Annotated in this window: 21 protein-coding genes; 8 read left to right on the top strand and 13 right to left on the bottom strand. The window is 32.6% G+C overall.

The window, feature by feature from the left end; translation table 11 throughout:
• Positions 1 to 3: 3 nt before the first annotated feature.
• The 3 genes from AAC024_RS12355 (at position 4) to AAC024_RS12345 (ending at position 2,575) form a co-directional block, all read left to right on the top strand.
• Positions 4 to 1,062 (top strand): ketoacyl-ACP synthase III, encoded by a 1,059-nt coding sequence (locus AAC024_RS12355; protein ID WP_339895789.1) that lies wholly within the window; start codon positions 4 to 6, stop codon positions 1,060 to 1,062.
• A 61-nt stretch (positions 1,063 to 1,123) separates the two neighbouring features.
• Positions 1,124 to 1,645 (top strand): methyltransferase, encoded by a 522-nt coding sequence (locus AAC024_RS12350; protein WP_339895788.1) that lies wholly within the window; start codon positions 1,124 to 1,126, stop codon positions 1,643 to 1,645.
• 84 nt (positions 1,646 to 1,729) lie between these two features.
• A complete protein-coding gene (locus AAC024_RS12345; RefSeq protein ID WP_339895787.1) occupies positions 1,730 to 2,575 on the top strand; it encodes a glycosyltransferase family 2 protein in 846 nt (281 codons plus the stop codon).
• A gap of 298 nt (positions 2,576 to 2,873) precedes the next feature.
• Here the strand turns inward: AAC024_RS12345 and AAC024_RS12340 are convergent, their stop codons facing one another.
• The gene (locus AAC024_RS12340; protein ID WP_339895786.1) at positions 2,874 to 3,683 is read right to left on the bottom strand and encodes a DNA/RNA non-specific endonuclease; all 810 of its coding nucleotides are present in this window, start codon (positions 3,681 to 3,683) and stop codon (positions 2,874 to 2,876) included.
• Entirely contained in the window at positions 3,683 to 5,332 is a 1,650-nt protein-coding gene (pafA, locus tag AAC024_RS12335; RefSeq protein ID WP_339895785.1) for an alkaline phosphatase PafA, read from the bottom strand. The genes AAC024_RS12340 and pafA overlap by 1 nt, the downstream gene beginning before the upstream one ends.
• Positions 5,333 to 5,443: 111 nt before the next feature.
• On the opposite strand from pafA, the gene AAC024_RS12330 reads away from it, so the two are divergent.
• Positions 5,444 to 6,181, top strand: coding sequence for an ABC transporter permease (locus AAC024_RS12330; protein WP_339895784.1), 738 nt, complete (start codon positions 5,444 to 5,446; stop codon positions 6,179 to 6,181).
• Positions 6,181 to 6,948, top strand: a complete 768-nt coding sequence (locus AAC024_RS12325; RefSeq protein WP_339895783.1) for an ATP-binding cassette domain-containing protein — start codon at positions 6,181 to 6,183, stop codon at positions 6,946 to 6,948. Before AAC024_RS12330 ends, AAC024_RS12325 begins: the two co-directional genes overlap by 1 nt.
• 119 nt (positions 6,949 to 7,067) lie before the next feature.
• Here the strand turns inward: AAC024_RS12325 and AAC024_RS12320 are convergent, their stop codons facing one another.
• From AAC024_RS12320 to AAC024_RS12310, 3 genes are all read right to left on the bottom strand, one after another.
• Complete coding sequence (locus AAC024_RS12320) at positions 7,068 to 8,546, bottom strand: DUF389 domain-containing protein (protein WP_339895782.1); 1,479 nt, start codon at positions 8,544 to 8,546, stop codon at positions 7,068 to 7,070.
• Positions 8,547 to 8,548: 2 nt separating this feature from the next.
• Positions 8,549 to 9,631, bottom strand: a complete 1,083-nt coding sequence (locus tag AAC024_RS12315; RefSeq protein ID WP_339895781.1) for a mannose-1-phosphate guanylyltransferase — start codon at positions 9,629 to 9,631, stop codon at positions 8,549 to 8,551.
• 441 nt (positions 9,632 to 10,072) lie between these two features.
• Positions 10,073 to 10,705 carry a SprT-like domain-containing protein gene (locus AAC024_RS12310; protein WP_339895780.1) on the bottom strand — a complete coding sequence of 211 codons (633 nt, stop codon included), beginning with the start codon at positions 10,703 to 10,705 and terminating at the stop codon, positions 10,073 to 10,075.
• 580 nt (positions 10,706 to 11,285) lie between these two features.
• Between AAC024_RS12310 and AAC024_RS12305 the strand changes: the two genes are divergently transcribed.
• A complete protein-coding gene (locus AAC024_RS12305) occupies positions 11,286 to 11,417 on the top strand; it encodes a hypothetical protein (protein ID WP_339895779.1) in 132 nt (43 codons plus the stop codon).
• A 158-nt stretch (positions 11,418 to 11,575) separates the two neighbouring features.
• Here the strand turns inward: AAC024_RS12305 and AAC024_RS12300 are convergent, their stop codons facing one another.
• From AAC024_RS12300 to porU, 8 genes are all read right to left on the bottom strand, one after another.
• Positions 11,576 to 12,211 (bottom strand): HAD family hydrolase, encoded by a 636-nt coding sequence (locus AAC024_RS12300; protein WP_339895778.1) that lies wholly within the window; start codon positions 12,209 to 12,211, stop codon positions 11,576 to 11,578.
• Positions 12,212 to 12,214: 3 nt separating this feature from the next.
• Positions 12,215 to 12,898, bottom strand: a complete 684-nt coding sequence (locus tag AAC024_RS12295) for an SDR family oxidoreductase (protein ID WP_339895777.1) — start codon at positions 12,896 to 12,898, stop codon at positions 12,215 to 12,217.
• On the bottom strand, positions 12,891 to 13,922 hold the full coding sequence (locus AAC024_RS12290) for a M20/M25/M40 family metallo-hydrolase (protein ID WP_339895776.1): 1,032 nt from the start codon (positions 13,920 to 13,922) through the stop codon (positions 12,891 to 12,893). Before AAC024_RS12290 ends, AAC024_RS12295 begins: the two co-directional genes overlap by 8 nt.
• A 223-nt stretch (positions 13,923 to 14,145) precedes the next feature.
• On the bottom strand, positions 14,146 to 15,786 hold the full coding sequence (locus tag AAC024_RS12285) for a 2-oxo acid dehydrogenase subunit E2 (protein ID WP_339895775.1): 1,641 nt from the start codon (positions 15,784 to 15,786) through the stop codon (positions 14,146 to 14,148).
• Positions 15,787 to 15,789: 3 nt separating this feature from the next.
• A complete protein-coding gene (gene pdhA / locus AAC024_RS12280) occupies positions 15,790 to 16,788 on the bottom strand; it encodes a pyruvate dehydrogenase (acetyl-transferring) E1 component subunit alpha (RefSeq protein ID WP_339895774.1) in 999 nt (332 codons plus the stop codon).
• A 370-nt stretch (positions 16,789 to 17,158) separates the two neighbouring features.
• On the bottom strand, positions 17,159 to 17,641 hold the full coding sequence (cdd, locus tag AAC024_RS12275) for a cytidine deaminase (RefSeq protein ID WP_339895773.1): 483 nt from the start codon (positions 17,639 to 17,641) through the stop codon (positions 17,159 to 17,161).
• A 440-nt stretch (positions 17,642 to 18,081) separates the two neighbouring features.
• A complete protein-coding gene (gene porV, locus AAC024_RS12270; RefSeq protein WP_339895772.1) occupies positions 18,082 to 19,302 on the bottom strand; it encodes a type IX secretion system outer membrane channel protein PorV in 1,221 nt (406 codons plus the stop codon).
• 43 nt (positions 19,303 to 19,345) lie between these two features.
• Positions 19,346 to 23,227 (bottom strand): type IX secretion system sortase PorU, encoded by a 3,882-nt coding sequence (porU, locus tag AAC024_RS12265; RefSeq protein ID WP_339895771.1) that lies wholly within the window; start codon positions 23,225 to 23,227, stop codon positions 19,346 to 19,348.
• 262 nt (positions 23,228 to 23,489) lie between these two features.
• Here porU and gldJ point away from each other — a divergent pair, with 262 nt between their 5' ends.
• The gene (gene gldJ / locus AAC024_RS12260; protein ID WP_339895770.1) at positions 23,490 to 25,181 is read left to right on the top strand and encodes a gliding motility lipoprotein GldJ; all 1,692 of its coding nucleotides are present in this window, start codon (positions 23,490 to 23,492) and stop codon (positions 25,179 to 25,181) included.
• An 88-nt stretch (positions 25,182 to 25,269) separates the two neighbouring features.
• On the top strand, positions 25,270 to 26,550 hold the full coding sequence (murF, locus tag AAC024_RS12255; protein ID WP_339895769.1) for a UDP-N-acetylmuramoyl-tripeptide--D-alanyl-D-alanine ligase: 1,281 nt from the start codon (positions 25,270 to 25,272) through the stop codon (positions 26,548 to 26,550).
• Positions 26,551 to 26,725: the final 175 nt, after the last annotated feature.

Here is a 26,725-nt window from a genome sequence, read left to right as displayed (position 1 = left end):
TTTATGAATATTAAAATTACTGGTACAGGAAGCTATATACCAGCGACTATTGAAAAGAACGAAGACTTCCACAATCATGAATTTCTAAATAGTGATGGTTCTGCTATTAATGCTCCAAACGAAGTTATAGTAAAGAAATTCAAGGCCATAACTGGTATTGCTGAGCGTCGTTATGCTAAAAAGCATTTAAACACCTCTGATATAGCCTCATTTGCAGCTGAAAAAGCTATAGATAATGCTAAAATTAATCGAGAAGAGTTAGACTATATTATTGTGGCTCATAATTACGGCGATGTTAGACATGATAGTATCCAAAGTGATACTGTACCAAGTATAGCGTCAAGGGTAAAACATCTACTTAGAATTAAAAACCCGAAATGTGTTGGATATGATTTACTTTTTGGATGCCCTGGTTGGGTAGAAGGGGTTATACAAGCCAATGCATTTATAAAATCTGGCATTGCAAAAAAATGTCTAGTTATTGGCGCTGAAACATTGTCTCGTATTTTAGATCCTCATGATAGAGATTCTATGATTTATAGCGATGGTGCTGGTGCCGTAATTATTGAATCTACAGATGATAAAGGTGGTATTATTGCACACGAGTCTGCTACTTATGCTTTAGATGAAGCTCATTTTATATACTTCGGCGAAACTAACAATCAAGATTCTGAAGACAACCGTCGTTACATAAAAATGTATGGACGAAAGATTTATGAGTTCGCATTAACCAATGTACCAATTGCCATGAAATCTTGTCTTGATAAAAGTGGTATTAATATTTCTGATGTTAAAAAAATATTGATACATCAAGCCAATGAAAAAATGGATGAAGCTATTGTAAAACGATTTTATAATCTTTACAATATGGAAATGCCAAAAAACATTATGCCAATGAGTATCGGAAAATTAGGAAACTCTAGTGTAGCAACTATTCCAACTTTATATGATATCATTTTGAATGATGATATGGAAAATCAAGAAATAAATAAAGGTGATGTCATCATTTTTGCAAGCGTTGGTGCTGGTATGAATATCAATGCTATTGTTTACAAACAGTAACTTATCTAATGATTGTTTGAGATTTCCGTTTTCACGGAAATAAAAAAAATAGAATAATTTAATGTACGAGAAAACCTTTCCGAATAAGCGTTTTAAACATACTATTGAATTTTTAGAAAAGCATATTTCAAATAGGGAATCTATTCTAGATTTAGGTGTGGTAAATCCATTTACCAAAATCATGCAAGAACATGGTTATTCAATAGAAAACACCAAAGGAGAAGATTTGGATATAGACACTTCTACAATTGAAAAATCTGAAGCTGAGGTAGTAACTGCCTTCGAGATATTTGAACACTTGCTCTCTCCTTTCACCGTTTTAAAATCTATAAAATCAAATAAATTAGTCGCTAGTATTCCTCTTAAACTATGGTTTTCTTCAGCATATAAAAGTAAAACCGATAAGTTGGATAGACACTATCATGAGTTTGAGGATTGGCAGTTTGATTGGTTATTAGAAAAAGCTGGATGGAAAATTATTGATCGTGAGAAATGGACTAACCCAACAAATAAAATTGGAATTCGTCCAATTTTAAGATGGTTTACTCCAAGATATTATATTGTATATGCAGAAAAAAAATAAAATTCCAATACTCAAAATCTAAATTCCAGAAAGATAGCGTTGTAAAAAATTGGGATTTGGAATTTAAATATTGAAATTTACAGAATGAACTTTTATATTATCATTCCTGCCCACAACGAAGCTGATTCAATTGGTCTCACACTTTATTCTTTGGTTAATCAAACTATAAAACCAAAGCACATTGTTGTAGTTAATGATAATTCGACTGACACCACACAATCTGCCGTGGAAGGTTATGCTCAAAAGCACGCTTTTATTTCTCTGGTCAATAATAAATCATCCAACCAACATTTACCAGGTTCGAAAATTATAAATGCGTTTTATAAAGGTTATGAAACTTTAGATGATAACTATGATGTGATTTGTAAGTTTGATGCCGACTTAATTTTTCCTGACAACTATTTAGAACAGTTGGCAATTCATTTTAAAAACGATGATAAACTAGGTATGGTGTCAGGGTTTTGTTATATCGAAAAAAATGGAGCATGGATTTTAGAAAACTTAACTAGAAAAGACCATATTCGCGGTGCATTAAAAGCTTACAGAAAAGATTGTTTTCTTAAAATTGGAAAATTGAAACCATCAATGGGTTGGGACACGGTTGATGAATTGCTTGCTAAATATTACAGTTGGCATATTCTAACAGATGAATCTTTGCAAGTTAAACACTTAAAACCAACAGGAATAAGTTACAACAAAGCCTCAAAATATTTACAAGGTGAAGCCATGTATAAAATGCGTTATGGCTTGGTAATCACATTAATTTCAGCACTGAAATTGGCTTATAAAAAAGGTAGCCTTTCTTTGTTTAAGGATTATATGGCAGGTTATTTTAAAGCAAAAAAAGAAAAGATTGATTTTTTAGTATCTGAAGATGAAGGTGAATTTATTAGAAATCTTCGTTGGAGAGGCGTGTTAGGGAAAGCTTAATTGTTTGAGACCCTTCAGGTTTTAAAAACCTGAAGGGTCTCAAGTTGTTCTTTTCTAAGGTCTGCAAAGTTCAAACTTCGCAAACCTTTCTAAAACCCCACCCTAGGGATTATGAATAAATTCCAAAAATAAAAAACCCCAAATTCCAATATTCAACCGAAAACATAAGTGTTCGTTAGTTGAAAATCTTTCTGCTATTTATCTTTTTAACCCTCCTAATTTCGATAAAATCGTAATTATCCTCCCTTTAAAATAAAGGGAGGAACAAGTTTGGGTTATATTTTTAAGACAAAATTAATCAATTAAAACTCCACCCTTTATAGCTGCTTGAAGCTTCTAGTTCATCCTCAATAGCATCCTCTAATTCAGGAAAAAAATCAATCCCAGTTAGTGCTTCTAACCGATCTACTGAAACCACAAATTCATATAATGGTTTATTAGAATTTTCATGAGGCATTAAAAATGCAATTATTTTAGTTTTACCCGTATTATTATCAATCAAAACTTTATAAAATTGGTTGGGTACCGCTACATCTTCCGTTCCAATAGTCTCCATACTTCCTTTTAAAACACCTCCTGTAACCACAAATATTCCATCATATTTTCTTGCCCAATAACGTACTTTCTGTTCTAAGGTATTCCAAATTCCAGCGTTAAATTGATGTTCTTGTGGACTTATATTACTGGTTAAAAATGTTTCGTCATGTGCCTCTTTACTGTATCTTCTATCTGCTGCTGGACATAAATGACCGCGGTCAAACCCAGAATTCTTATAGTTTCTCCAACTTGCAGCACCTGTTTTTACGGTTTTATCAATTTCAAAATAGGGTCGTTTGTGATTGGTACTTGAAAGATGTGATTTCTTCAATTCGTAAGCCACCCATTCAGCTTGTTCATGGGTTTCACTATAAGACAAAGAATACCCATTATGATGTACAATCTGCCCTGTTGTACTTGTTGGCAAAAAGTATTCGTTAGTACTGGCTTTAGTTGCTCTTCCTTCAGTTACAATTTCAGCTTTTTTTTCCTCACCTAAAAAGTGTTCATAAGCATAAACACCCAAAATAATAACTAAAGTTAGAATAGAATATAAGGTTCGTTTGCTCATTATTTCAAAACAAACTCCAAAGGTTGTCCAATAGTTGCATTTGGAAAGCTAATCCCTAATAATGCCGACATGGTTGGCGCAATATCAGTAATCTCCGTTTTACTCAAAGTTTGCCCATGTTTAATGCCTTTGCCAAAAAACAATAAAGGTACATGAGTATCATAACTAAAACCAGAATAATGATCAGTTCCAGTTCTATTCCATTCTGTATCTTTAAAAACTCCAGGGTTATAAACAAATAATATATCTCCTGAACGTTTTTGATTATGCCCGTTATTCAATAAAGATTCTAAGTACCCGCTAGGACCTTCAAATTGGTTGATTTCAGAGGTGATGTAAACTTTATCAATAAGCCTGTATTTTAATAATTGTAATGCCACAATTTCTTTTAAATCTTCTAAATTTAATTGATTTTGTTCAATCTTATTATAATCGAAAAATATTTGATTATTTATTCTACTTAAAATTAGACCTGAAACTTTATATTTTTTTTCTAAAAAAGCATTCATTTCATCAAACATTTTACTTGCATCAAAAAGACCAGCTGGTATTTTTTTAGATAATAAATAATTAGGCACATTCGGAGCGCCATGATCTGAGGTCAAAAATATGGTATATTCACCTTTGCCCACTTTTTCATCTAATGCTTTAAATAACCGCGCTAATTCTAAATCCAAACGCAAATAAGTATCTTCTGTTTCTTTGGCATTAACTCCAAAATCATGCCCAATTTTATCTGTACTAGAGTAACTAATTGTTAACACATCGGTATGCGCATCTATTCCTAATGCTTCAGCATCAATAGCTTTTATTGCAAAATCAGTAGTTAAACTATTTCCAAATGGGCTTTCGGCTATAATTTTATAATTACCATTTTTAGTTTTTAAAGTATTTAAATCATACGGAAATGTTGCGCTTTCTTTACCTTTAAAAATTCTTTCAAATGTATTTAAATCACTGCCGCTTTCTGTATATGAATTAATATCGTATAATGTATGCCATACTTTAAAATATGATTCTGTTACATCAGATGCATTAAAATCTTGAACCCACCGAGGAAGCTCATTCATATAATATGAGCTAGTTATCCAGTTACCATTTCCATTGTGATCGTAATCTAACCAAAATGCTGCATTAGCTGAATGTCCGGCAGATAAAATGGCGCTTCTATGCTTAATTGAAATTCCAATTGTTTTTCCACGCATTTGCGTAAATAATCTATTTTCATCGGCAAATGTTGAGGCAACCATTCGGTGTGGTGACATTTTACCGTCTTTAGCGGTATTACTATTTGTTCCAATTGCTAAAACAGCATCATCTTGCACGCAATTTACCGTCTTACCTAAATTTTTATCAAACCAGTCATTTGCAATAATCCCATGATATTTAGGAGTTGTTCCTGTATAAATAGATGCATGCCCAGGTCCTGTTTTAGTTGGGATATAATTAAAATGATTGTTTTTGCAATTAAATCCTTCTCGCATCATACGTTTAAAACCATTTTCTCCATATTTATTATAAAATCGAGTTAAGTAATCATAACGCATTTGGTCTACTACAATACCAACTACTAATTTTGGTTGTTCGTTTTGGGCTAAAACGGATACAGTAATAGAAAAAACAAAGAATAATGATAAAAGATACTTCATTTTGATAAAGAATTTATTGTGCTCAAAAATACGTTTTTTAAAACATCATAATTTAAATTTAAAGTTAAATTGGTATAAGTTTTTTTTACTTTAGCACCTACAAATTTATATATGACATACCTCCATAATATAGGCGCCTATTTTTTAATGATTGCTGAAATGTTTCGCAAACCAACCAAATGGCCCGTTATGAAGCAATTGATACTTAAAGACATAGATGACTTAATTATTGGCTCTCTTGGTATAGTTGCATTTATATCATTTTTTGTGGGAGGTGTTGTTACTATTCAAACTGCACTGAATATTGACAACCCTTTAATACCAAAATATTTGGTAGGTTTTGCGACCAGACAATCCATTATATTAGAGTTTGCACCTACATTCATGTCGATTATTATGGCAGGAAAAGTAGGTTCGTTCATCACATCAAGTATAGGTACTATGCGCGTAACAGAGCAAATTGATGCTTTGGAAGTTATGGGTATTAACTCGCTAAATTATTTAGTTTTTCCTAAGTTTATTTCTATGTTATTATATCCTTTCATAATTTCTATTGCCATGTTTTTAGGAATTCTAGGAGGAATGGCTGCCTCAGTTTATGGCGGTTTTAGTACGCTTGAAGATTATATAGCAGGTATTCAAAACGATTTTGAAACGTTTCATGTTGTATATGCCTTTATTAAAACCTTTGTGTTTGCATTTCTATTAGCCACAATTCCATCATATCATGGTTATTACATGAAAGGCGGTGCTTTAGAAGTTGGTAAAGCAAGTACGACCTCTTTTGTATGGACTAGTGTAACTATTATTGTTTTAAACTATTTGCTAACCCAAATGTTATTAAGCTAATGATTGAAGTTAAAAATTTACATAAATCGTTTGGTAATGTTGAAGTATTAAAAGGAATTAGTACAACTTTTGAAAAAGGTAAAACCAATCTTATTATAGGACAAAGTGGTTCTGGAAAAACCGTTTTTTTAAAATGTTTATTGGGCTTATTTGATTACGAAGAAGGTATAATAGCTTACGATGGTAAAATATTTTCGCAGCTTACCGAAGACGAAAAACGGAATATGCGTGCCAAAATAGGCATGGTATTTCAAGGGAGCGCTTTATTTGATTCTATGACTATTGCACAAAATGTGATGTTTCCACTCCAAATGTTTACCAAACAAAGTAAAAGTGAAATGGAAGACCGTGTAGATTTTGTTTTAAAACGTGTTAATTTGGATGATGCTCACAATAAAATGCCTAGTGAAGCTTCTGGAGGCATGCAAAAACGAGTTGCAATTGCTCGTGCCATAGTAAACAATCCTAAATATTTATTTTGCGACGAACCCAACTCTGGCTTAGACCCAAAAACAGCCATAGTTATAGATAATCTTATACAAGAAATAACAGATGAATATCAAATTACTACGGTGATAAATTCACATGATATGAATTCGGTTATGGAAATTGGAGAAAAAATTGTGTTTTTAAAAAACGGATTAAAAGCATGGGAAGGCTCAAATAAAACCATATTTAAAACAGATAACGAAGTTGTTACCGATTTTGTTTATTCTTCAAACTTATTTAAAAAAGTACGCAAAATGTACATTGAAGAGAATCTGTAGCTCAAAAAAGCTTTTAAGCATCTCTTGTAATACTGTAATATGTTTGTAAAGTGATTTATATAAAAATCCAAACGAAATTATTCGTTTTCTCTGATAAATTAACTTGTATGTTATAAACCTTAATTAACCCTTTTAACAACCAAAGTGTCTAATTTCAACTTTAGTTTTAACCACTTTTCAAGTTTTTCTTTATCCTTGACTCTTGCAGGCTCCTTTGTTAAAGAATCAGTCCATTTTACTGAGAAAACGGATATAGTATCCATTTTAGTAAAATTAGAATTTATAACATTAGCATACGAAAACTGCTCAATGGTTTCGTAATTAATTTTCACTTCTTTGCTTAATTCATCAAAAGGAATATAATTGCGTTCTAACTTTGAAAGTTGCTGAACCTTACTTTCCAAATAAGTTATCTTTTGAGTTTGAGATAGTAAATCTAAAGAGTCTCTAGCTCGGAGCTCTTCCATATATTTAAAATTATCTAAATTTTTAGATTTATTCTGATTTATAACTAATTTACTATCAGATAACGCCTTATAATCTGTCATTCTACTTTGTAATAAAGTAATGGCCTCTTCAGATATTTCATCTAAACCAAATGTACTTAATTCTATAACAGATTCGCTAACATCAGAATATTTATACACCGCATTGTTTTTTAAATAGCTATAATGTGGTAAAGTTTTCAATTCTTCCTTAACAAAATTCCCTGCATCCCTTTTAAAATTACTTTCTTTTAAAACATTTAAAAATGTCCAAACAGCAGGAACCATAACAATTATTGCCAATAACATGGCCATACGGGATATAAAAAGACGTTTTTTAGAATTGGCATACTTCAGCATTGGGAAACGAAGTAGTTTTAAAACCAAAAAGGTTGCTAAAGCAATAAAAATGGTGTTTATAATAAATAAATACATGGCACCCCAAAAATAGACCCAATTCCCTTTTGCAAGACCATAACCCGCTGTGCATAATGGTGGCATTAAAGCCGTAGCAATAGCAACACCAAAAATAACCGACGCAATAGTACCACGTTTTGTTCGTGCAATTATTAGTGCTAAACCACCAAAAAAGGCTATTAAAACATCGCGAATATCAGGTTTAACTCTACCTAAAAGTTCCGAAGTATCTTCACTTAATGGAAATAAATAAAAGAATAAAAAAGCGGTAAGTAAACTTAAAACAATCATAGTTGCTAAGTTTATTAAAGAACGTTTAAGCGTATCAATATCGTTAATAGCAATAGATAAACCAACACCTAAAATGGGCCCCATAAGTGGCGATATTAACATGGCTCCAATAACCACCGCTGTAGAGTTAGCGTTTAAGCCTATGGAAGCTACAAAAATAGAACATATTAAAATCCAAGCTGTTGCTCCTTTAAACGAAATATCGCCTTTTATGGCAGCTACGGTTGCATCTCTATCGGTATCATGTCTAAAGTCTAGAAGCTCACTTAAAAACGTTCTAACACTTACAATTAAGCCTTTAGCATCTTGTTTTACAGCATCCTTTTTTTCTTCTACAGCTTTATCCTTATCTAATTGCTTTTTCTGCTCTTCTTCAGAAAAACTGAATTTACTTTCGTCACTCATAATTAGCCATATTGTTCTCCAAATTTGTCTTTAACCTGTTGGAGTGTTTTCTTTATATCTTGTTCTTTTGACTTAGGAAAGATAAGCAAAACTTCTTCTTTATCAACAACAATATAATCTTGCAAGCCATCAATAACCACAATTTTATCAGTTTCGGTTCTTATCATATTTCCTGATGCATCTTCTGTTAACGTTCTGGCATTCACCACAGCATTATTAGATTCATCCTTATTTAATTTATCATACAAACTGCCCCAAGTGCCTAAATCATTCCAATCAAATTCAGCAGCAATTACACAAACATTACTTGATTTTTCCATAATCGCATAATCCACCGAAATGTTTTCTGCCTTCGGGTAATTATCTCGAATAAAATCATCTTCAAAATCGGTATTGTAAACCCCTATTCCATTTTCAAACAAATCATACAATTCTGGTTGATTATTTTGAAACGCTTCAACCACACTTTTTACACTCCACATAAAAATTCCAGCATTCCATAAAAAATTTCCTTGTGCAATAAATTCCTTAGCTGTTTTGTAATCTGGTTTTTCTCTAAATTGATTTACAGATTTTATCGCTTTCGCGGAAGACTTGTCGTATTCAATATAACCGTAACCTGTGTTAGGGAATGTTGGCTGAATACCTAAAGTCATTAAAGCATTGTTTTTAGCACAAAAATCGAAGGCTTGCTGAACATTTTTTGAAAATGTTTTTTCATCCTCAATCCAATGGTCGCTCGGTGCCACAATCATAACTGCATCTGGATTTTCTTTCTGAATTTTCAATGATGCATATAAAATACAAGGTGCTGTATTACGCATTGCAGGTTCTAAAACCACCTGTCTTTGTTCAACTTCAGGTAATTGTTCTAAAACCAAATCATTATAACGTTCATTGGTCAAAATAAAAATATTTTCCTTTGGAATTAAATCTTCTAAACGGTGAAATGTTTTTTGTATTAACGTATCACCAGTCCCCAACATATCATGAAACTGTTTCGGAAAATCCTTTGTACTAACTGGCCAAAACCTTGAGCCTACTCCTCCAGCCATTAATATGGCGTAATAGTTTTTATTTTTCATATTTTGTTATCCCACCAAAGGGAGAATTTATTATCTAGTTAAAGGTTAAAACCCTGCAATTTCATTGCAGTTACTTTAGTTTCTATAAATATTTTAGCCACGAATTCACGTATTAATTAACACAATTTGATTATGTTTTCTCAATCTCACGAGGCAGACTTATAGTCTGCCAACCAAAACTATGGACTTCCAGTCCATAGTGGTTTATTATGGTAACTCTTTTAAAATCGTTATTTTGAGATTATGAAAATACCATTATACATTTCGTTTCTATTTAGTGTCTGGACGGAAACAGACGATTTTTATAATTTGAATTATTTTTGATGTCATTTTTGTTTAGTTTTTATGAGTTGATGCCTTAGTATCAAGCGATTAAAAATAAACTGAAAGGGCGCAAAAAGAAACAAATTTAATTTTGCTGTGTTTCCGTCCAGACACTATTTATGAGATTCCTTCCCGATAGCTATCGGGATTCGCAGGAATGACAATTTCTACCTCAGCGTTAGGATTAAACAAATATAATCTTCCTGTTTTAACTTCCACACATTCAAAACGCTTAACACGCTTTTTAATCATTCTAAATACTTTACCGTTATATGATTTAAAAGTACTTCCCATGGGTACTTGAAAAATAAAAGTCTTATCATTAGGTTCATCAAATTGCTTTAAGGCTAAGGCCAATTGCACATCTGTATCGCTTGATGCTTTTGGGTTTTTAAAATGTTTTGCTAATAAAGGCAACAAGTCATTTGGAAATATTTCTGGATTTAAAAAAGGTAACATTAAATGTTGAAAAGTACGTTTCCATTCAATACCATGTGGTTTTATTAATTTACCGTGAGCCTTGTAGGCTTCAAAATGGGCAATTTCATGAATTAGAGTGATTAAAAAACGGTAAGTATTTAAATTTGAATTTATGGTTATTTGATGCTTTCCGTTTGGCAAGCTCCTGTAATCGCCATGTCGAGTTTTACGTTCCTTTTTAATTTTAATCAATAAATTATCCTGTTCTAAGAGTCTTAAAACTGATGCGCGTGCATTCGTTGGAATGTATTCTTTAAGCTGGTTTTGCATGACTGCTAAAATAGTAGATTTCTTGAAAAGACAAACTTGACTTTCTTTACTTTCTTAGAAAAAAAATATAACTTCGTTTAACACAAAGATAAAGTTCCTTAAAACAGAACTTTATCTTTGTGTTGTATATGATTTTTAAACCCTAAGTAAATAAGAAACCTGCAAACTTAAATCTTAGACAATGATTTATTATTGGTTCCATATGATATACATCTTTATTGGCTCAAGATTATTTTGGAAGAAAGTCAAGCTAGAATCTGACATAACAAGAACAAGAAGAGTTAGTATATTGGATTGTGAATCTTTAAGATTTATGGCTAATTCAACGTATTTTTATTACATGGACTTAATGAAGGTACGAAGTTGTTTTTCGTTCAAAATTATATGAAAACACTATAAAAAAAGGAATGTTTGGAGTTCTTACTTCTCAAAAAATTATATATAAAAAACCGTTAAAGCGATGGAAAAAATTCAACATTACTTTGAAGATAGAAGGTTCAGATGAAAAATGAGTATACCATCGACAGGTTTTTGAGTAAAATGGTCAAACATGTGCAATTGGTTTTACAAAAGCAGGATTTTGGAAAATAAAAAAGCTCAAAATATTAGAGAAATATTAATTAAAAGTGGTGCTAAAAATGAAATTAAAAGACCATCAGTTGAAATATTGAATATATTCAATAATGAATATGAGATTCTAAAAAATCAATAATTATTTGCAATTTTCAGGATAAAAAGACCTGACAGGTTTTGAAAACCTGTCAGGTCTACGTAACAAAAAATCGTGATATGCTATATGTAGAGGTTTATCGTTCTATTCTAAATTTTTGTCATTTACTAAAACAAATCCGTTAAACGAAACTCCCAAAATTACAATAGACCCAATAGTTTATCCATTCTATCAAAAGTCTTGGTAGCTTCTGGTTGCAATTCATTATTGTAATCATGCTCTGTATATCCAAAAACATCAAAACCCCCTGTTTTTGCTGCTCGAACGCCAGATATACTATCTTCAATTACTAAACATTCTTGTGGTTTAAAACCCATGGTATCTGCTGCCCATAAAAAAATATCGGGTTCTGGTTTCCATTTTTGTATGGTATAACAGCTAAAAATATTGCCTTCAAAAAAAGGTAGTAAACTTGTAATTTCAAGGTTCAATCTAATTTTATTTTCTGGTCCGCTGGATGCTACACAAAAGGGAATTGTTAGATTCTCAACAACCTCTTTCACACCTTTTATGGGTTGGATATTTTCTCGAAAGGCCTCAAATGTATTTATACGGTAATCTGCCTCAAAATTAATAGGAAGTGGTTTATTAATTCGTTTTGAAATGAGTTCCATACAATGGTTAAACGCCTTTCCTTTTAAACTAATTAGAGATTCTTCAAAATTCATATTAGCCCCTAAATGGTTTGCCATATCTACCAAAACACCTATGGCAATGGATTCACTATCAATTAACACACCATCACAATCAAAAATAATGCATTTGTATTTACTCATAAATTAAGGCGTAGAATTAGAAACTTGCAAGAGTTTTCCATTATAATATTTGTTTCCGTTCAAAGAAAAATATAAGATATATTCTGCCATTTCTATAGCCGTGATTGGTGCTTGATATCCTGGAAAGGCTTCTTCTAGCATTTCGGTTTGTACTGCTCCTAATGCTAAAACATTAAATGAGACACCCGATGCTTTATATTCTTCAGCAAGTAATTCTGTTAAGGTTATTACTGCCGCCTTACTTGAGCTGTAAGCTGCTAAACCTGGAAATTTCATACTACCTTGTACGCCACCCATAGAACTTATGGTAACGACATGACTTTGCTTTTTCATAAATGGAAGCACTATTCTGGTTAATTCTGAAACACCATATACGTTTGTTTTATAAACATGTTCAAAATCTTCCATTGTTGTTTCAGCAAATGGTTTATTTAAAAGAGCTCCTGCATTATTGATTAAAACATCGACTTGATTCCAATCATTATTAATGAAGTCTTCAACATTCTTATAGGCTTTTGAATCACCCAAATCGAACGAAAACGCGGTGACATTATCTAAATTTAAATTTTGAACAGGCTTTGCATTCCGCGAAAGCGCTAAAACCTTATGCCCTGCTTTAGCAAATAGTTGTACTAACTCGAAACCAATGCCTCTACTTGTTCCTGTAATAACTATGTTTTTACTCATGGTTCATTTTTATTTCTTTAGTTGGAGCATTAATCATGCCTTCTAGGGCCGGAATCATTTTATTCATGAAGCTAGTCATGTGATTAAAATCCATTTTATCAGCTTCATCATCTACATGATGATAATAATCAAAATTAGTAAAATCGAATGTAGAAATAGCATGTGATGGCACTTTAAATTCTTGATAAAACGGGTAGTTATCTGAACGCATAAATAGCTGAAATTCTTTTGCTTTTGGAAAAAATCCTATAATTTCTGAACCAGCATAGCTATTTAATTTTTTAGCCATGTTAGACTTTTCGTAACCAGACAAAATAGCCATAATCTCATGATTTGACCTTGGTACACCAATCATTTCAAAATTAATCATGGTGTACAAATCTATATTCATTTTTTTAAGGCGTTCTGCTAAATGCCCTGAACCTTTCAATCCCATTTCTTCAGCAGAATACAAGGTAAATAGTATGCTTCGTTTATTACTTTTAGTTTTTGAAAAGTATTTTGCCCATTCTAAAACTGCAACGGTTCCAGATGCATCATCATTGGCGCCGTTTGCAATAACATCTCCATTAACTGTTTTTGCTGTTCCTATATGATCGTAATGTGCGCCAAGAATAACAAACTCATTTTTTAAACGTGGGTCATAGCCTTCTAAATAGCCAATAACATTATAGCCAATTATTTTTTTAACATTAAAACTATCTCTATAGGTTTTGAAATAGGGTTTGATATTGTTTTCCTTGAATAGGTTTTCAATATAAATTGCGGCTTTTTCAATACCCTTGCTTCCTGTGTTTCTGCCTTCTAATTCATCAGAAGCCAAATATTCTAAACTGGTTTTTACATCTTTTAGTTTGATGTAATTTTCAATTACAGCATCTTTTTTGATATCACTTTTAATTTCGGTTTCTTCATTGTTTTGAACGATTTTTTCAATTGAGTCGGGGTTGGTTTCAATAATTTGTTTCTGACCACCACAACTCATCATGAATGCCACAACTAGTAAACTAAATATTTTTTTCATAAATTATTTTTTTTAAAATTCCCGTTTTATTCATTGAATAATACTTTATAATAATGAATTCATGAATCTTTCGATTTCACGGGAATGCCAATTTCAATGGAAACCTTTAGGATAATCCTAGAGAAATTTTTTTCGATTTAAAGATAAAAAAAACCTGTTTCATTTATTTTGAAACAGGTTTTAAATATTTATAGATTCTTCGCTTTGCTCTGAATGACAAAACTTAAACCAACATCATAACAGGATTTTCAATATATCCTTTTAATGTTTGAAGGAATTGAGCTCCTGTAGCACCATCAACCGTTCTATGATCACACGCTAATGAAAGTTTCATGGTGTTTCCAACAACAATTTGACCGTTTTTAACCACCGGTTTTTCAACAATATTTCCAACAGAAAGAATAGCTGAATTTGGTTGATTGATAATAGATGTAAAAGTGTCTATACCAAACATGCCTAAGTTAGACACCGTAAATGTGCTTCCTTGCATTTCGTCTGGTGTTAGCTTTTTGTTTCTTGCTTTTCCTGCTAGGTCTTTTACAGCTGCACCTATTTGAGGTAATGTTTGCTCATTAGCAAATCTTACCACAGGTACAACTAATCCATCAGGAACTGCAACAGCCACTCCAATATGTACATGATTATTCAAGCGCATTTTATCTGCAAACCATTGCGAGTTTACTTGCGGGTGTTCTTTTAAAGCCAAGGCACATGCTTTAACAATAATATCGTTATAAGAAATCTTAGTATCTGGAATCGAGTTAAATTGAGCACGGAATGCCATGGCATTTTCCATATCAAACTCAACACTTAAATAATAATGAGGTGCCGAAAACTTCGAGTTAGTTAATGCTTTTGCAATGGCTTTACGCATTTGCGAGTTATCAATATCATCAAAATCTTCTTGTCCTGAAGGGACAAATTTACCAACCGATGCTGCAGAAGCTGCAGGTTCGTAGTTTTCTATATCTCTTTTTATGATACGTCCGTTTTCTCCAGAACCCTGAACTTTTACCAAGTTAATTCCTTTCTCTTCAGCTAATTTTTTAGCCAATGGAGAAACGTATAAACGTCCGTTTGTAGTAATAGGTGTTGGTGCTGGCGCACTAGCTTTTGGTCCTGATGTGTTAGCAGAAGCAGATTTAGAAGCTTCAGCTCTAGGCGCTTCCTCTTTTTTAGCTGGGGCTGATGTTGCAGAGAAACTAGAAGCTACTCCTGAAACATCTGTTCCTGCTGGACCAATAATAGCTAATAGCGCATCTACTTTTGCAGAATCACCTTCTTGCAGTCCTATTTCTAATAGAGTACCTGATTGGAATGATTCAAACTCCATCGTTGCCTTATCTGTTTCTATTTCTGCTAAAATATCGCCTTCTTCAACTGTATCTCCCACTTTCTTTAACCAAGTTGCAACAGTTCCTTCTTCCATAGTATCACTTAAACGTGGCATAGTAACAACTATAACACCTTCTGGAAGCCCCACCCCAGCCCTCCCAGAAGGAGAGGGAGTTGATTCGTCTTCGGTATTAGCATTTTCATCATTTGATAAAGATGCTTCTGTTTCATTTTCTTTGGCTTCCGCGGAAGCGTTACCACTTCCATTCAACAATCCAGAAATATCTTCACCTTCATCACCAATAATTGCTAAAAGGGCATCTACTTTAGTTGTTTCACCTTCTTGAACACCAATATGAAGTAATGTTCCTTCGTTAAAAGATTCGAACTCCATTGTGGCTTTATCGGTTTCTATTTCAGCTAAAATATCACCTTCCTCAATTTTATCTCCTACTTTTTTTAACCAAGCAGCAACGGTTCCTTCTTCCATTGTATCGCTTAAACGCGGCATGTTTACAACTATTGCCATATCTTATATTTTATGTTGAATAAATGGATAATCTTCTTGCTCGTAAACCATATCGTAAAGCTGTTCCTTTTCTGGGTATGGAGATTCGTCTGCAAATTTTTCACATTCTGCCACACGTTCTTTTACGGCCTTATCAATTGCTTTAATATCATCAACAGAAGCATATTTCTTGTCAAGAATAACGTCTTTTATTTGTGTAATAGGGTCAATTTTTTTGTATTCTTCAACCTCATCCTTTGTTCTATAATGCTGAGCATCACTCATTGAATGCCCTCTATAACGATACGTTTTTAGTTCTAAAAATGTTGGTCCTTCACCACGTCGCCCTCTTTGTATGGCTTCATCAAAAGCTTCAGCAACTTTTATTGGATTCATCCCATCAACTGGTCCAGATGGCATATTGTAACCTAAACCTAGTTTCCATAATTCAGTATGGTTTGCAGTTCGTTCTACTGAAGTACCCATGGCATATCCATTGTTTTCACATACAAATACAACTGGTAAATTCCAAAGCATAGCTAAATTAAAAGTTTCATGAAGCGAACCTTGTCTCGCCGCACCATCACCAAAGCAGCATAATGTTACAGCATCACTACCATGGTATTTATCACCAAAAGCAATTCCTGCTCCTAACGGGATTTGACCTCCTACAATTCCGTGACCGCCATAGAATCTAAATTCTTTAGAAAAAATATGCATCGAACCGCCCATGCCTTTCGAGGTTCCTGTGACTTTTCCAAACAACTCTGCCATAACTCGCTTAGGATCAACACCCATACCAATTGGTTGAACGTGATTACGATAAGCGGTAATCATTTTATCCTTAGTCAAATCCATGGCGTGTAACGCACCTGCTAAAACAGCTTCTTGACCGTTATATAAATGAAGAAACCCTCTTACTTTTTGTTGAATGTAAACGGCAGCAAGTTTGTCTTCAAACTTTCTCCAGAATAACATGTCTTCGTACCATTTGAGGTAAACCTCCTTTGTGATTTTTTGCATTGAATATTATTATCATATTTAAAATATCAAATAAACTTAAAATAACCGATTAAATTCGTTTCTATTTCCTTTAAAATTTCAATATAAAACAGAACCATAACTAAGGCTATGCTTATGTTTTCTATTTCATCTAAAGAAAAGATAATTCTAATTTATTATCAATTATTTTAAATTCATTTGATATAAGCGAAATACAAAAGTAATACTTTGTATTGTATTGAAAAAGTGCAATATGCCGAAAGTATAAAAAATATCAAAAAAAGCAATCTAAGCTCATTAGATTAATCAATTATTAATTTTTCCTCTCCTGAAATTGTTAAAAAACAATTTCGACCTCTCCAAAGGAGAGGTGAAAGTACTTTTTTTGAGACTAAAGTACCGATTTATCAAACACTAAAGGCAAAAGATTTACGAGCGAATTTGATTTAGCAACCTCGCCTGTTTCACCCATAAAATAAATTTCTATTGGAGATTCTTGCTTTATTTCATACTCTGCAATAGCTTGTCTGCAAGCTCCGCAAGGCGGAATAGGTTTTGTTGTCTGATTTTTTTTAGAACCTGCCGAAATAGCGATACGAACTATTTTTGAATTTGGAAATTGAGATCCCGTATAATAAACGGCTGTACGCTCTGCACATAAACCAGAAGGATACGAAGCGTTTTCTTGATTATTTCCTGTAACAACTTCTCCATTTTCTAAAAGCACCGCGGCTCCAACATTAAAGTTAGAATATGGCGCATAGGCCTTTCCTCTGGCTTCAATAGCTTTTTGCATTAGTGATAATGCTTCATTTGGAAGTTCGTTGACATTATCAAAAACATATAATGTTGATTCTATTTTTATTTCCTTCATAATCAAATGTATTCATTAAAGTTAAGAAACAATAGCAAACAATATGATAAAACCGTACACTTATCTTTTCTTCTTAGCCACAAATTCACGAATATTTCAGCACTAAATATCGGCATTTATACCATTTCTATTTTAAAATTACCTTATCACAAACAAAAAACTATTGCTGTTAACAATAGTTTTTAATATCATTTTATATAGTTATTCTTAATTAGTAGTGTCCGATTAAAGAATCAAGACCGCTTCGCTGTTAGAACCAAGAACAAAGACTTGATTGTAACTAATTGATAAACAGTAATTTTTAAATTCATAACTTTCTAAAAAATAAAATTTTTCAGTAATCGCAAAAAGCAAGCCTCTCTTTTTTATAAGCCCTGAAAACTTAGGGTTCGCAAAGGTTTTCTTTAAGCGAACTATTTTTAGTCGGACAACAATGATTCTTAATATTCTCTATACTCGCCTGCACCAATATTAAATGTTAAAGAAAAACGCAAGGTGTTTTCTAAAGGACTCTGTATTTTGGATGCAGAAAACAAATACGATAAATCTATATTAACAACATTTGCCTTAAACCCTGCTCCTAAAGCTAAAAATTTTCTAGCTCCTTTATCTTCACTTTCATTAAAATAACCTGCTCTAAACGCAAATGAGTCTTGATATAAATATTCTGCTCCTAAAGCCCAGGTAAACTCTTTTAATTCTTCACTAAAACCATCTGGTGCATCTCCAAATGACTGAAATATTCCTGATAAAAAGCTTACATCTGGATCTTGCCCCTCAACAATTATTCTTGGTTCATATCCATCTGAATTAGGATTATTATTTTGTACGCCATCACCATCGGTATCTTCAAATCCATAAACAGGTGGTGTTGGCACTAATAATTTTGCCACTTCGGCAGTTACAGAGATTTTATTATAATCATCAAAGATGAAGTCAAAACCTGTTCCTAAACGTAAATTTGTAGGTTGAAAATTATCAAGTCCACCATCATCATATTTAAATTTAGGCCCAATATTTTGAATAGCGAATCCCGCTCGCCAACGTCCATTAAAATCGCTATATGCTTCTTCTTCACTTTGATAATATCCAGATATATCCACACCAAAGGTATTTGCAGCTGAATTATCACCATCAACACCTTGAATTCGCAAATCAGAACGTAAATAGCGCATAGCAACAGACATAGCAAATTGGTCTGATAATCTCAAAGCATAAGACGCATCAAGAGAAAATTCACTAGGTTTTTGTATTCTGGGTGTGTCATCTGCATTATCAACAAACTCAATATCACCTAAAGAAAAATATCTTAAACTGGCAGCAAAAGCACTACGTTCATCTATACGATTAAAGTAAGTCACGTTTCCTAAAAAAATATCATTTACTAATTTACTCAAGTAAGGCGTGTAACTTACCCCAATACCTGATTTAGCTTCTGAGAATGCATATTTTGACGAGTTCCACTGTTGTGAAAATGCATCAACAGAAGTTGCAACGCCCATATCTCCCATACCTGCCGCACGAGCATCAGAAGCAATTAACAAAAACGGCACACCTGTGGTAATAACCCTGTTGTTTTCACCTGAGGTAATAATAGTTTCTTGTGCATTAATTTTTAGCATAAAAGCAAGAGCTATTAATAGTAATATTCGATTCTTCATAAATTTAATTTTATTTAGCAAATATAATTTTTTATTATAGAACTTATAGTATTACAAGTTTCTCAATTTTTTCTACGGTTTTATTCAATAGATTAGAATGCACTTTAAGCTTATAAATATAAACGCCTTTACCTATTTTATCTCCAAAATCATCTCTTCCATCCCAAACCATATCTCTAGATAAAGAACTTGTAGTTATAACACCTCCTGTGGTTTGTCCATTTAAAGTTCTTACCAACTTACCTGAAACAGTAAATATTTGTATAGAAACGTCTAAAGGATCAGAACTATTGTGGTTAAACCAAAATTCTGTATAATTAACAAACGGATTTGGATAATTAAGTACATTATTAATCACTAAACTTTGGTCTTTATCAAACACAATAAACTGTATTTCAGATATTGAAGAATTATTATAAACATCCCAAGCCTTAAAAGTTAATGTATGCAACCCGGGTTCTAAATCTCTAAACGGAAAACTAACTGTTCCTTTAGTATAATCATCGACTTCTGTTTGGTAATAATCGTTCAAAATAATTGGATTCGTTTCATCGCCATCAATAATTGCTACTATATCATGCCCAATACCACTGGCTGTGTTTATACCATTCAGGTCCTCCAATTTAGCTAATAGCGTTGGGGATTCGTTGGTAATGCCACCGGTAACAAAATTTTCATCATTCATATAAAGTGTTATCACTGGTCCCGTATTATCTTCAGGTGCATTTTCATTTAAGCCTCCAATTTTAACCGTATTTATAGCTGCTCCTGCTTGATCTTCAGTTGAAGATTCGTTTTTAGAATAGAAACTAACTTTGCCAAACCCTACAGGAATACCAATATCTTTTGGCACCACAAAGTCAAACTCAAATTGACCGTTTTTCACTGAAGCTTGCCCCCTAAATATTATTTCACCAAGTGTTGTAAAATCTAGTTTTACAAGTTGCCCATTTAGCCTTGTATTATCATTAGCTAAAGTTTGCCTCTCAATTGGTTTATCATATATTGTTGTAGAAAGTACTCCATTATAGGTGTTTAACAGATTCCCTGAAACATCTGTAACTTCACCTGCTAATTTCACATAGCTTAAAGCTTTTAATGTATCGGTAGTTTGCCCAATAGGTACATCATTAATTTTTGTTAATTTGACATTTGGTTTAGAGAATGCCAATTTCATGGCTGGGTCACCAATAAAAAAGACCAAGTTTTTTTGACTGTTTCCAGAAACTGAAGGGTCGTTTTTAGCCAACCTTAAAGCTTCTGCCATAGTAGGATAATCATTATCTCCAAAGTTATCTTTATCACTATAAGAAAACAAATATTCTCCAAAAATATTATTAAAGGATATAGCAAAATTCACATAAATTTGCCTAGTTGTTGTAATTAAGCCAATTGCTCCTGCTCGCTTACTCCAATAAGTAAATTCTCCTGCGGTTTCCCTGTAAGGATTATCAAATCTTGTATATTCACAGGTAATTGTTACAAAACAATTGAGTTTCCAGAAATTACGAAACTTGAGAATATCTGGCTTGAACAAGATACGTTCTTGCGCCAAACCTTCTTCTCCGCCATGACCAAAGTAATTAACTACCAAGGCACCATTATCAACGGAATTAATGATTTCAGTGGTTACCGTAGGATATCTTTCTCCACCAGCAGAATACTCTTGCTGAAAAGCATCCGAATGAATTTTTATTACGTTAATAAATGGTTTTTCTTGTGTTACTAGATTCCCTGCATTATCAGTGGTTTCTTGTAGTAAGCCTTCCCAATCTTGATCAACATCATCGGAAATAACTACAAAATTATTTCGCCAACTTCCAAAAGCCTCTTTAACATAGTAAGATTCAATTTTATCAACCATTTCTTTACCTCTTTGAGGTGTGTCAGCTAATATTCTACCTATAGCAATGTCTAATTTATTACTAGATATCATAGTCCCTTCATTATTATCCATCATACCATAAAAATCATCAGAAACAAACGAGGTCGCTAAACTAAAACTGTTGTATGAGTACCAAGAAGGAACAATATTGGTGTTATTAGGAACTCTATTTTTATAATCAAAAGAACCATCACCAAATAAACATAAGTATTTTATTCTATTTTCTGGCGTACTCGCATTATCATAAACATATTTTACCATGTTTCTAATAGCACCAACATCTTGATTTCCTGAACTAAATTCGTTGTAAATCTCATCTAAACCAACAACTTTTACAGTTAAACCATATTGATTTCTATTAATTTGAGCCAAACGTTCGGCATGATTAAACATATTATTTGGCGTTACGATAATATAATCGACATCCTGAAAACTTCCTTGGGGATTTTGAAAAATAGTCCCTTTTATATTTTGATTATTAACTACCGTTTTTGAATCAAATTTAGGCACAAAATAATCTGACGGCGAAACTGCTACATAGCTTTTTAAACTTCCAAGCGCAGCCGTAAAACTTAAGGCTGAGGCCTCATCTGCATTCACATAATTTGATACGTTATAAATATCAGTTACTTCCCAAATTTCTGAAAGTTTAGATGTATTAGTAATATTATATTGCACAATACCCGAAGCTGATGCAACATCTTTGTTTTTAAATAGAAACTGTTTGTTATCGAAGTTTAATTGACGTGTGGCTTCAATACTTATATAATCCAGATAACCTATAGTACTTGGGTTTCCTAAATTATCAAAGTCAAGCCCCACGGTTATATTAGAAGCATTCACATTTAAACGGCCACTATAAGTTCTTCCACTAGCTAAAGTTGGAGTTGTAACACCACCGATAAATACAGATGACACCTCAACATTATTAACACTTATATTCATTTGGCTATCACTTCTTGTAACTGTTGCCACAGAAACATTTAGATCTATAGGTTCTGTAGTTACTAAATCTGGAAAATTAAATTCAAATTCCTTAGAGCTGTCAATATCAAATTTATCTCCAAACCAACGCCTTCCTAAAGACAAGAGATTATAGGTGTCTATTTCGTGAAATTGATAATCTTCAAAAGTATCAATTACCATATCTATTGCTCCTGTAGGCTGGTTAAACTGTTTAATACGTTTTCCATTACCAGAACTTACATTAATATAATAATATGTTTTATCCGTATAGCAATTAATGTTAGTTCTACTCTCAACATTATATTCTTTTGGGCCTTGAGCATAAAATAATATATAATCATTAGCATTAAACTCACCATCTTCTTCTCCTTCAAATTTTATAGCATTTTCAGGAACATCATAAGGATACGCTACAGCATTTGAATAAGGAATCATTCGGCCTCCATGACCATATAATTTAATAGTTCTTGGATCTACACTATTCACTTTAACGCCTAAACGCTGTAAAAAACTTTTTGATAGTTTAAAAACCCCTGTAGTATCCACGTAGAACCTATACCATTCACCGGAGCTCATTACTGAATTAGTTACAACTCTTGAAGCGGTATTGCTTCTTAATAAAGCAGATTTGTTATCAGGGCCTTTTTTATAATTTATTTGAAATGAAGTTACCTTTTTAAAACCTCCATTTGCATCCTTTATAATGGGCGAAAGTTGAAAAAAGGTATAGGTTTTATTTCTTGCTACTGAATTTTTTAAACTGAAGGATAGCGTATTGGGAATTTTATTTAAATCTAAATCTTGTAAATCTTCTTTAGATATAGCTTGATAAGCAACATTAGTCACAGAAATTGAAGATTCATTGACCAAGCCTTTAGATTCCCATTGATCAATAAACAGCAAACCTTCCTCTAAACCATAATTAAAATATGCTTTATCAAATGAAGGTACCTCAATAGAAAAACTTTCTCCCGAGAGCGTTTGAGACTTCTCCCAAACTATATTGTATCGTTTTTCTTGAGCATGCACTCCTGCTGAAATAATCAACAGTAAAAATAAAATCTTCTTTTTCATTGGTAAAATAACGTTGTTAACGCATTGTTATTATTAAAAAAACAACAATTTTAAAAACAGATTCAAAAATACAATAATAAATTAGGAAAACACACGTTAATACAACACAAAACTATGGTTTAAAAGACTAAAATCATCGTTGTAATGCACAAAAATAGGACGAAATACACTATTTTTTGGTTAAAATGCAAAAAACAGCTTGCGTTATTAGGTTTAATTCTTATATTGCAGCACCAAAATTATTATTAGCTTACTTAAAAGTATGGATATGAAAAAAGTAGTAGCATTCAAGGTTTTATTAGTTTTAGCACTAACAGTAGCTTCAACTAGTTGTAAAAAATCTTCGAGTTCAAAAAATAGCTCTAGAGCTACTGGATGGGACATCAACTCTAGAGAAGGTGGTTTCCAGTACAATACAGACTTCAAAGAACAAGAAACGTCTCCTGGATTAGTTTTTGTAGAAGGTGGTACATTTACTAAAGGTCGTGTACAAGACGATGTGATGCATGATTGGAATAATAGTCCAAATCAGCAACACGTTCAGTCGTTTTATATGGATGAAACTGAGGTAACCAATGCCATGTACATGGAATATTTAGATTGGATTAAGCGTGTTTACCCACCATCTGACGAAAATTTCAGAGCTATTTATCATGGAGCTTTGCCAGACACCTTGGTTTGGAGAAACCGTTTAGGATTTAACGAAGTTATGACTGAAAACTATTTACGTCACCCAGGTTATGGAGAATATCCTGTAGTTGGTGTAAGTTGGATTCAAGCTGTTGAATTTGCTAACTGGCGTTCAGACCGTGTTAATGAATACAATCTAGAGCAAGCGGGTTATTTAAAACGCGACGCTAAAGTAATTGATGTAAATTCGGAACAAACGTTTAGTACAGACACTTACATTAGCGCGCCTACTTTAACATACGGCGGTAACGAAGAAATTATAAATGCTGAAGGCAGAGGAAGAAGAAACGTGCAAGTTGATGCAGACGGTAATGAATCTGGAATTTATGCTACTCGTGAAACAGGTATCATTTCACCAAAATACAGACTACCAACAGAAACTGAATGGGAATATGCCGCTTTAGGATTAAGTGAAATAAGAAGTTATAACCTATATCGCGGACGTAAAAAATACCCATGGGACGGACAATATACACGTTCTGGAAAACGTAAAATCCGTGGTGATCAAATGGCAAACTTTAAGCAAGGAAAAGGTGACTACGGTGGTATTGCAGGTTGGTCTGACGATGGCGCTGATATTACAAACGCTGTTAAATCATACGACCCTAACGATTACGGTTTATATGATATGGCTGGTAATGTAGCTGAATGGGTTGCCGATGTTTACAGACCTATTATTGATGATGAATTTAACGACTTTAACTATTACCGTGGAAATGTTTATACTAAAAATGCACTAAACGAAGATGGTACAGTAAAAGTTGTTACGGTTGATGATATTGTTTATGACACATTATCTAACGGAAAAGTTGTTGCTAGAAACTTACCTGGTGAAATTTTACAAGTTCCTGTTGATGAAAATGAAACGTATTTGCGTACTAACTTTGATAAAAGTGATGAAATTAACTTTAGAGATGGGGACAAACGTTCTTCTCGTTATTTTGAAAGTTTTAATGATGATGAAGTAGATGGCAAACAAACATCTTCAACAAGAAAAATGTATGATTCTCCTAAACACTCAATTACAAGAGATTCATTAGGAAATATTGTTAGAGAATATGATAAGACAAACAACAGAACGTCTTTAATTAATGATAAAGTTAGAGTTTATAAAGGTGGTTCTTGGAAAGATAGAGAGTATTGGTTAGACCCAGCTCAAAGACGCTACTTCCCACAAGATATGGCTACAGATTACATTGGATTTAGATGCGCAATGTCTAGAGTTGGATCTAAAAGTAAAAACAAAAACAAAAAGAAAAACTAAATTATAGTTTCGAAAATAATAGAAGGTCCTAGCCATAGTTAGGACCTTTTTTTATACATTTATTTTAACAAAACAAAATTTATAATTTTTGAAAACAGCTCAATTACATAAACTATTTTTAAAATGCAACTCAGTATCTACAGACACTCGTAATATTAAGAAAAATGATATGTTTTTCGCCTTAAAAGGCGATAATTTTAACGGCAATACTTATGCCGAAACCGCTATTAGTAATGGAGCTAAGTATGCTGTAGTTGATGAAACAGCTTTTAATACATTTTCGGAAACCCTGTTAGTAGATAATGTTTTAGAAGCTCTTCAAAAATTGGCTACCTTTCATAGAAACTATTTAGAAATACCTATTATAGCATTAACAGGTAGTAACGGAAAAACTACTACTAAAGAACTTATTAATACCGTGTTATCTCAAAAATATAAAACTACAGCCACCATCGGAAATTTAAACAACCATATAGGTGTACCATTAACATTACTATCAATGACTAAGGATACCGAAATTGGCATTGTCGAAATGGGTGCTAATCACCTAAAAGAAATTGAATTTTTATGCAACATAACAAAACCAGACTATGGCTATATTACAAATTTTGGGAAAGCCCATTTAGAAGGTTTTGGCGGTGTGGAGGGTGTTATAAAAGGCAAAAGCGAAATGTATGATTATTTGATAGCAAATAATAAAACCATTTTTGTTAATTCGAATGATGCTATTCAATTTGAAAAAACTAAAGACGCTAACCGATTCTCTTTTGGCGATCATATTGAAGGAACAGATGTTTCAATTAATTTTATTGAAGCGCAACCTTTTGTGAAATGTTTATACAATAGTTTAGAAATTGAAAGTAAACTTATAGGCGATTATAATTTTAATAATATCGCTATTGCTATTACGATTGGAAACTACTTTAACGTAAACGATTTGTCAATTAAAAAAGCTATTGAAAGTTATATTCCTACTAATAACCGTTCTCAAATTATAAATAAAGGTTCTAACAAGATTATTTTAGATGCTTACAACGCTAACCCTACTAGTATGCGAGCTGCATTATTGAATTTTGAAAAACAAAATGGGCATAAAATAGCTATTCTTGGTGATATGTTCGAACTTGGTGAAGATGCTAAAAAAGAACATCAACACATTGCTGATTTAGCTATTTCATTAAATATTGACCAAATTATTTTTATTGGAGAAAACTTTTATAACTCAAAAATAAACGTCCAAAAAGGAACTCTGTTTAAATCTTTTGAAGATTTTAAGAATAACTTTGATTTTTCAGAAATCGAAAAAAGGACACTACTGATAAAAGGCTCAAGAGGAATGGCATTGGAACGTATCTTAGAATTACTATAATCTTAATTATTCCAGAAATCAAAAAGGTGTAAATTTAAATTAAACTAACACCTTTTTTAATATGAACAGCCTTATTCTATACATTTCAAATAAAAAAAGCCCTCACATTTCTGTGAAGGCTTGATTTTACTAGTAGCGGGAACTGGACTCGAACCAGTGACCTTCGGGTTATGAG

Source organism: uncultured Algibacter sp. (assembly GCF_963976535.1).
Lineage (GTDB): Bacteria > Bacteroidota > Bacteroidia > Flavobacteriales > Flavobacteriaceae > Algibacter_B.
The sequence above is the reverse complement of the archived record's forward strand: the minus strand, read 5'-3'. Positions and strand labels throughout refer to the sequence as shown.

What these genes read in the sequence shown, in the direction of transcription:
- AAC024_RS12355 (WP_339895789.1), top strand. Translation starts at nt 4, where the DNA reads ATGAATATTAAAATTACTGGTACAGGAAGCTATATACCAGCGACTATT.
- AAC024_RS12350 (WP_339895788.1), top strand. Translation starts at nt 1,124, where the DNA reads ATGTACGAGAAAACCTTTCCGAATAAGCGTTTTAAACATACTATTGAA.
- AAC024_RS12345 (WP_339895787.1), top strand. Translation starts at nt 1,730, where the DNA reads ATGAACTTTTATATTATCATTCCTGCCCACAACGAAGCTGATTCAATT.
- AAC024_RS12340 (WP_339895786.1), bottom strand. Translation starts at nt 3,683, where the DNA reads ATGAGCAAACGAACCTTATATTCTATTCTAACTTTAGTTATTATTTTG.
- pafA (WP_339895785.1), bottom strand. Translation starts at nt 5,332, where the DNA reads ATGAAGTATCTTTTATCATTATTCTTTGTTTTTTCTATTACTGTATCC.
- AAC024_RS12330 (WP_339895784.1), top strand. Translation starts at nt 5,444, where the DNA reads ATGACATACCTCCATAATATAGGCGCCTATTTTTTAATGATTGCTGAA.
- AAC024_RS12325 (WP_339895783.1), top strand. Translation starts at nt 6,181, where the DNA reads ATGATTGAAGTTAAAAATTTACATAAATCGTTTGGTAATGTTGAAGTA.
- AAC024_RS12320 (WP_339895782.1), bottom strand. Translation starts at nt 8,546, where the DNA reads ATGAGTGACGAAAGTAAATTCAGTTTTTCTGAAGAAGAGCAGAAAAAG.
- AAC024_RS12315 (WP_339895781.1), bottom strand. Translation starts at nt 9,631, where the DNA reads ATGAAAAATAAAAACTATTACGCCATATTAATGGCTGGAGGAGTAGGC.
- AAC024_RS12310 (WP_339895780.1), bottom strand. Translation starts at nt 10,705, where the DNA reads ATGCAAAACCAGCTTAAAGAATACATTCCAACGAATGCACGCGCATCA.
- AAC024_RS12300 (WP_339895778.1), bottom strand. Translation starts at nt 12,211, where the DNA reads ATGAGTAAATACAAATGCATTATTTTTGATTGTGATGGTGTGTTAATT.
- AAC024_RS12295 (WP_339895777.1), bottom strand. Translation starts at nt 12,898, where the DNA reads ATGAGTAAAAACATAGTTATTACAGGAACAAGTAGAGGCATTGGTTTC.
- AAC024_RS12290 (WP_339895776.1), bottom strand. Translation starts at nt 13,922, where the DNA reads ATGAAAAAAATATTTAGTTTACTAGTTGTGGCATTCATGATGAGTTGT.
- AAC024_RS12285 (WP_339895775.1), bottom strand. Translation starts at nt 15,786, where the DNA reads ATGGCAATAGTTGTAAACATGCCGCGTTTAAGCGATACAATGGAAGAA.
- pdhA (WP_339895774.1), bottom strand. Translation starts at nt 16,788, where the DNA reads ATGCAAAAAATCACAAAGGAGGTTTACCTCAAATGGTACGAAGACATG.
- cdd (WP_339895773.1), bottom strand. Translation starts at nt 17,641, where the DNA reads ATGAAGGAAATAAAAATAGAATCAACATTATATGTTTTTGATAATGTC.
- porV (WP_339895772.1), bottom strand. Translation starts at nt 19,302, where the DNA reads ATGAAGAATCGAATATTACTATTAATAGCTCTTGCTTTTATGCTAAAA.
- porU (WP_339895771.1), bottom strand. Translation starts at nt 23,227, where the DNA reads ATGAAAAAGAAGATTTTATTTTTACTGTTGATTATTTCAGCAGGAGTG.
- gldJ (WP_339895770.1), top strand. Translation starts at nt 23,490, where the DNA reads ATGGATATGAAAAAAGTAGTAGCATTCAAGGTTTTATTAGTTTTAGCA.